7 protein-coding genes are annotated in these 6,253 nt (G+C 36.0%); 4 read left to right on the plus strand and 3 right to left on the minus strand.

The features are described from left to right. The first annotated feature begins 30 nt into the window (after positions 1–30). The 4 genes from AC4AGG_RS07455 (at position 31) to porW (ending at position 4,498) form a co-directional block, all read left to right on the plus strand. Positions 31–780 carry a Rossmann-like and DUF2520 domain-containing protein gene (locus AC4AGG_RS07455; protein WP_489771366.1) on the plus strand — a complete coding sequence of 250 codons (750 nt, stop codon included), beginning with the start codon at positions 31–33 and terminating at the stop codon, positions 778–780. Continuing rightward, on the plus strand, positions 770–1,288 hold the full coding sequence (locus tag AC4AGG_RS07460) for a KdsC family phosphatase (protein ID WP_489771367.1): 519 nt from the start codon (positions 770–772) through the stop codon (positions 1,286–1,288). Before AC4AGG_RS07455 ends, AC4AGG_RS07460 begins: the two co-directional genes overlap by 11 nt. A 1-nt stretch (position 1,289) precedes the next feature. Then, a complete protein-coding gene (locus tag AC4AGG_RS07465) occupies positions 1,290–1,859 on the plus strand; it encodes a Maf family nucleotide pyrophosphatase (RefSeq protein WP_489771368.1) in 570 nt (189 codons plus the stop codon). 107 nt (positions 1,860–1,966) lie between these two features. Continuing rightward, positions 1,967–4,498, plus strand: a complete 2,532-nt coding sequence (gene porW, locus AC4AGG_RS07470) for a type IX secretion system periplasmic lipoprotein PorW/SprE (RefSeq protein ID WP_489771369.1) — start codon at positions 1,967–1,969, stop codon at positions 4,496–4,498. Here porW and tsaB read toward each other — a convergent pair. The 3 genes from tsaB to AC4AGG_RS07485 all read right to left on the minus strand — a co-directional run bounded on the left by tsaB (position 4,495) and on the right by AC4AGG_RS07485 (position 6,243). Then, positions 4,495–5,163: a tRNA (adenosine(37)-N6)-threonylcarbamoyltransferase complex dimerization subunit type 1 TsaB gene (gene tsaB / locus AC4AGG_RS07475; RefSeq protein ID WP_489771370.1), complete on the minus strand. Its 669-nt coding sequence runs from the start codon at positions 5,161–5,163 to the stop codon at positions 4,495–4,497. The two genes, porW and tsaB, sit on opposite strands and share 4 nt — an antisense overlap. 96 nt (positions 5,164–5,259) lie before the next feature. Then, positions 5,260–6,012, minus strand: a complete 753-nt coding sequence (locus AC4AGG_RS07480) for an SDR family NAD(P)-dependent oxidoreductase (RefSeq protein ID WP_489771371.1) — start codon at positions 6,010–6,012, stop codon at positions 5,260–5,262. A 36-nt stretch (positions 6,013–6,048) separates the two neighbouring features. Beyond that, positions 6,049–6,243 carry a hypothetical protein gene (locus tag AC4AGG_RS07485; protein ID WP_489771372.1) on the minus strand — a complete coding sequence of 65 codons (195 nt, stop codon included), beginning with the start codon at positions 6,241–6,243 and terminating at the stop codon, positions 6,049–6,051. Between the last annotated feature and the right edge of the window lie 10 nt (positions 6,244–6,253).

A 6,253-nucleotide genomic window follows, 5' to 3' on the forward strand; every position in this document is an offset into this window, starting at 1 on the left:
TCCAAATATATTTAATATTATCTTTGTTATATGAAAATTGTACTGATTGGTTCTGGCAATGTCGCCTTTCATCTCGCAAAAGCCTTGAAGGAAACAGGGCAAAATATCATCCAAATTTTTGGAAGAAATATTGAAGATTTGAAGGCAATCAACCTAGAAACAGATATCCCCTTTTCGACCGATGTTTTGGAAGATGCTGATTTGTATATCATTTCGGTCAAAGATGACGCTATTGCCAATATTTCATCAATCATCAAAAAGAAAGATGTAATTGTTGCACATACATCGGGTTCGGTTTCGAGAAATCAGCTTCAAGGAGAATACAGAAAAGCTGTTTTTTATCCCTTACAAACTTTTTCTAAAAGTAAGAAACTAGATTATTCCAATATTCCGTTTTTCATAGAGGCAGAAAAAGAAGACGAAGAAATACTGAAAAATATTGCTCTCAAAATTTCCAGAAATGTTTCCTTTGCTGACTCGGAAAAGAGAAGGTATATCCATCTTTCAGCGGTTTTTGCCTGCAATTTTGTCAATCACCTTTATGCAAAAGCAAAAGAAATTACGGATGAACAAGGTATTCCTTTCGAATTTCTGCTTCCTTTAATTGACGAGACCACCAAAAAAATTCATGAGATAGAGCCCCAACTTGCTCAGACAGGTCCGGCTCGAAGAAATGACGAAAAAGTACTACAACTTCATGAAGAATTAATCACTGATGAAATGGCTTTGAAAATTTACAAAACCATGAACGAATCAATAAAAAAAATGTATGAGTTATAAACAGAATTTGAAGAACATAAAAGCATTTGTGTTTGATGTAGATGGCGTTTTTACAGACGGAAGCGTATACTTGCTTCCTGAAGGGAATATGTGTCGTGTAATGAATGTTTTGGATGGCTACGCAGTAGTTAAAGCATTAAAAAACAATTATTTAATCGGTGTTATTACTGGTGGAAATGATGATATGGTGAGACACCGTCTTAATTACTTGGGAATCAATGATTATTACGCAAAATCGCACAACAAACTAGCTGATTTTGAAAATTTTAAATCAAAATACAATCTCAAAAAAGAAGAAATTCTCTGCATGGGAGACGATATGCCCGATGCAGTGATTCTAAAAGCTTCAGGAATTGGGTGTTGTCCGGAAAACGCCGTTCCGGAAATCAAAGAAATTGCGGACTATATTTCTCCAATCAGTGGTGGAAAAGGAGCGGTCCGTGATGTCATCGAACAGGTGATGAAAGTGCAAGGAAAATGGAAGGAGGACCAAACGCAAAGTATTTAATATGAAACTGATCCTTGGTTCTCAATCTCCACGCAGGAGAGAATTGCTTTCTGATTTGGGAGTTACTTTCGAAGCGAAAAACATTCCTTGTGATGAAGTTTTTCCACATCATTTGGAGGCGAAAAATGTGGCTGGCTTTCTTTCTGAACTCAAAGCCAATGCTTTTCGAGATCTTGAGCCAGATGAAATATTACTCACCGCCGATACTGTTATTGTTTTGGAGAATCAAATTTTAGGAAAACCTAAAGACCAAATTGAAGCAAAAGAAATGCTTCGTTCGCTTTCGGGAAAGACTCATGAAGTTTATACTGGTATCACCTTTAGAACATCTATTTCAGTTTTAACAGAGACGGATGTCGCTTATGTTGAATTCGACCCAATTTCTGATGAAGAAATTGATTTTTACTTAGAAAAATTTCGTCCATACGATAAAGCGGGAAGCTATGGAATACAAGAATGGCTTGGTATGACCAAAATTAAAAAAATTGAAGGAAGTTTCTACACGATCATGGGACTTCCTACCCATTTGGTCTATCAAAATTTGCAAAAACTTTCCTTTTTCCAAAGCTGAATCTAAAAAAAAGAGTCAGTGAAAATTAAACATTCTTTTTTTAATTATATTTACAAAAATTTAATGTTTTTATAATAAAATGACTTCCCGATAGTTATACTATAATAATGAAGAAAAATATATTTTTACTTTTAGCGTTAGCCATCGTTTTTTCCTGTGCTGTCAAGAAGCCAGAAAAAAGGTCAAAGATGTTAAAAGGTTTCAGCACCCAATATAACACTCTCTTCAATGCAGAAGATGCAATGAAGTATGAGTTTGAAAACCGCAAAACCAACTTCAAGGATAATTTTTATGCTGATTATATTCCCTTGATTAAGTATGAATATATTGACCTTGGAAGCGATATGTCCACGAATGTTGCTTTTGGAAATACTGCTGCCGGAGTTAATTCTGGTGCTAGTATAGGTCTTCCTCCCGCTCCAGAAAATAAAGCTTTTGGAAAAAATAGAGGAGGAGCTGCAGCTGGTGTTCCAAATGCGCCAACGGGACAAAGTACCAACGCCAACGTAACACCACTTGAAATTGCAGAAGCCAAAGCTAAAAAGGCTATCGACAAATATTCTGTAATGAGAGATGGGGAAGAAAAAAACAAGAAATTATTTGATGCTTATATCATTCTTGCTCAATCAAGAATATACATGGGAAAACCAATGAGAGCTCTGGAAGGACTTAACAAGGTTTTCAAAACAATGAAAGATGACAAACGCCTTCCTTTGGCAAAAGTCTATCAAGGTTTGGCTTATGCAAAAATGGGGGATAACTTCAAGGCTAATGAGATTTTCGCTGAACTAAGCCAACAAAAATTAGACAAAGACGTTCAGAAACCACTAACTGTTTTTTATTCCGAATCATTACTAAAAGCTGGAAAAAAAACAGAAACAATTGCTGAGTTGGACAAAGCTTTCGAAGTGAATGGAAATCGAGAACTTAAGAGTAGAATTTCCTATTTGAAAGGCCAAGTTTTAATGACCGAAGGCAAAAACGACCTTGCAAGAGAAAGTTTTATGGATGCCTACAAATATGCTAACGATTTCGAATTCGAAGTGAAATCCCAAGTCGAAATTGCAAAAACCTACAATGGAAAAGGCGATTATGAAGGTGGTAAAAAATATATCGAAAACATCAGCAAAAAAGGAACTTATGGTTCAAGAAAAAACGAATTCTATTATGCTTTAGGTATTATGGCCAATAAGGCAGGAAAGCCAGATGAAGGACAAGACTACTTTAGAAAATCGTTGGAAGAAAAGGTTTCTGACCCACAAATTAGAGGTCTTAGCTACTTCGAAATAGGAAAATCTTTTTTCAGTAAAAGCGAATATATTGCAGCTGGAGCATACTATGATTCTGCACTTGCGGTGATGACTTACGAACCTACTAAAATAGTGTTACAAAAACAATCCCAGTACATCAAAAAACTATCTACTAATTATTATTTAGTTAAGAAAAACGATAGTATTCTCGCACTTACCAAAATGTCCAAACCTCAACAAGAGGAGTATTTTGCAGCTTATATTAACAAACTAAAAGAAAAAGAAGAAGCCAAGGAAAGAGAGTTGAAACGTGCCGAAAAAAGCAAGGGCTTTGATGCTGGTGACTATGATGCTAATTCGGTTTTTGCAGGAAACAATAGCTCTTTTCAGGATTTTGGGGGAGGAACCAAGGGTTTCTATTTTGCCAACACCAATACAGTGTCAAAGGGTTCATCCGAATTTAAGCAAATTTGGGGAACAAGAGCGTTGGCTGATAATTGGCGTTTTTCTGCTTCGATGAGTACTTTAGAAGATGAAAAAAATGAAGCCTTAGGACTTGCTTCTGCTCCCAATCCAAGAAGATACGAACCTGATTTCTATATCGAAAAAATACCGAAAAATAAATCAACACTCGAGCAACTTAAGAAAGATAGAGATACCGCTTCTTTGGGATTGGGGATGATGTATGATGAGTATTTTTCTAATGTCCCTTTGGCCACAAAGACACTTTACGACCTTGTTGACAATCAACCAGAGGAAAAAGTAATGCTTCGCGCGTTGTACAAAATCTTCTCGATGAACTGGGAAGATAATCCAACTGTCGCAGCTAGAGCAAAACAAATTTTGATTTCTGATTATCCATATACCTCTTATGCGGAATTTGCTAGAAATCCAAAAAACTCAACATTCTTGAAGTCAGACCCAGCTGTAGAATCTGCTTACAAACAAGCTTTTGCCCTATATCAAGCGGAAAATTTTGCAGAAAGCTCAAAGATTGCGGAAGATGCCATCAAGAAATATCCTAATGATGCTTTAGTCCCGAAATTATCAATTTTAAATGCTTTTAATTCCGGTAAAATGAATGGGAAAGAAGTGATGATTCTTCAACTAGAACAAATCGCGCTTAACTATAAAGATACGGCAGAAGGAGAGAAGGCTATCGAAATGCTCAATTACCTCAAAAGCGAATTGCAAGTTACAGAAAGAGATGCCAAAGGAAACATTGTTAACAAGAGTATGCCTCCTTCCGCTCCTAACAATAGTATCATTGATAATGGTGCATCCGCAGAAGCTCTAAAAGCAGCGAAGGAAAAAGAGGCGAAAGAAATTGAACAAAACGCTAAAAAGGGAATCAAAGATAACAGACCTGCAAGACCTGGAGGAAATTAAGATTTCTTAACTCCTTGAAAATCTTTTAAATAAAATGGTTCGAAGTACGCAATGTCTTCGAACTTTTTTTGTGCATATCGCTCAGCTCCTTGCTTGATCAAGTACTTTGCAGAAGGATACACATTTGCATTAAATTCTGCAGAATTGAGCTTTAAAATGTCTTTCGCTTTCAATGCGCCGTCACCTACAAATAGAATTTTCTTCCCTTCTAATTCCTGAAAAGATTGTTCGTCTATAATTTTAGCTTCGGTATCAGAAATCATTTCGCCTGAATTTCCGTCAAAAACGGCGCAATAAACCTCCATCCTTCTTGCGTCGACCAAAGGAATGATTAATTCATAATCTTGTCTTAAAAAAGGAGCTATCATCGTTTCGAGAGAATTGACAGCAATCAACGGGATATTAAGCCCGAATCCAAATCCTTTTGCAGAAGCAGCTCCAATTCTAAGTCCTGTATAAGAACCAGGTCCTTTTCCTAAGCAAACGGCATCTAAATCCTCTAAGGAGATTTCAGCGCCTTCTAAAGCCCATTCAACAAAAGTATGAAGTGACTCTGATTGCTTATAATTTTCTGAAACTTCTTCGCAAACACATAATAATTCTTCACCATCCGAAATGGCAACTGAACAATTCTTAGACGAGGTTTCGAGGTGGAGGATTTTCATTTTGCAAATGTAAAACGAATGTACCAATCTACCAATGCAACAATAATTGAAATTTAAAAGATTGTTAAATTGTTACATTGTTACATTAATTCATTGCTACATTTTCTTATAAATCGTTCTTGGTTCAGCTTGAGCTTTCGGATAAATCGTCATATCGGAAATCGAAACTCTTTCTGGAGCATTCACACAATAGGAAATTGCATCGGCAATATCTTCCGCTTTCAAGGCTTCATAACCTGCGTAAACTGTAGATGCTTTTTGTTCGTCTCCTTTAAATCTGACTTTAGAAAAATCGGTTTCTACAGCTCCTGGTTGAATATTGGTTACTTTGATTCCGAATTCTGTTAATTCAATTCTCATTCCTTCGGAAATGACATCAACTGCACGTTTTGAAGCGCAATAGACAACCCCATTTGCATAAGTTTGTCTTGCTGCAACTGAGGAAATATTTACAATATGTCCCGAATTTCTTTGCTTCATCAATTTGATAATGGGTTGCGAAACGTAAAGCAAACCTTTGACATTTCCGTCCATCATAGCATCCCAATCATCCATATTCCCTTCAGAAATTGGCTCTAAACCATGTGCGTTTCCAGCATTATTTATTAGAACGTCAATGTTTTTCCAATTTTCCGGAAGGCTGTTAATTGCGGTCTCGACCTCATCTCGATTTCTAACATCGAACACTAAACTAAAAATTTCAGTAAATTGAGAAAGATCTTGTTTTATTTGATCCAAAACCTCCTTTCTCCTTCCACAGATAATAATTCTATATCCTTGTTTTGCAAATAATTCTACTGTTGCTTTTCCAATTCCGGAAGTTGCTCCGGTAATAAATATGGTTTTCATTTTCTTTAAAAATAATATTTAATTTAAGATTAACCTTTAATGCATTCCGCCCAAGTTTGATAAAATAAGTCCGCAAACTCCTCCTCCGATAACTAGCATAACAATAGAAACGACTAAAAGGTGAATCCCTGATTTGCGTTTTTCGGGAGCTTTTGCTACGATTACTTTAATTAATCCCACCAAAAATAAGACAATTACTGCAAGCCAATATAAAATTAAAAGAAGTACCATAATTTATTTT

Source organism: Chryseobacterium sp. CG10_8 (assembly GCF_058117085.1).

Bases quoted from the DNA above. Each gene is read 5' to 3' on its own strand.
- AC4AGG_RS07455 (WP_489771366.1), top strand. From the start codon at position 31: ATGAAAATTGTACTGATTGGTTCTGGCAATGTCGCCTTTCATCTCGCA.
- AC4AGG_RS07460 (WP_489771367.1), top strand. From the start codon at position 770: ATGAGTTATAAACAGAATTTGAAGAACATAAAAGCATTTGTGTTTGAT.
- AC4AGG_RS07465 (WP_489771368.1), top strand. From the start codon at position 1,290: ATGAAACTGATCCTTGGTTCTCAATCTCCACGCAGGAGAGAATTGCTT.
- porW (WP_489771369.1), top strand. From the start codon at position 1,967: ATGAAGAAAAATATATTTTTACTTTTAGCGTTAGCCATCGTTTTTTCC.
- tsaB (WP_489771370.1), bottom strand. From the start codon at position 5,163: ATGAAAATCCTCCACCTCGAAACCTCGTCTAAGAATTGTTCAGTTGCC.
- AC4AGG_RS07480 (WP_489771371.1), bottom strand. From the start codon at position 6,012: ATGAAAACCATATTTATTACCGGAGCAACTTCCGGAATTGGAAAAGCA.
- AC4AGG_RS07485 (WP_489771372.1), bottom strand. From the start codon at position 6,243: ATGGTACTTCTTTTAATTTTATATTGGCTTGCAGTAATTGTCTTATTT.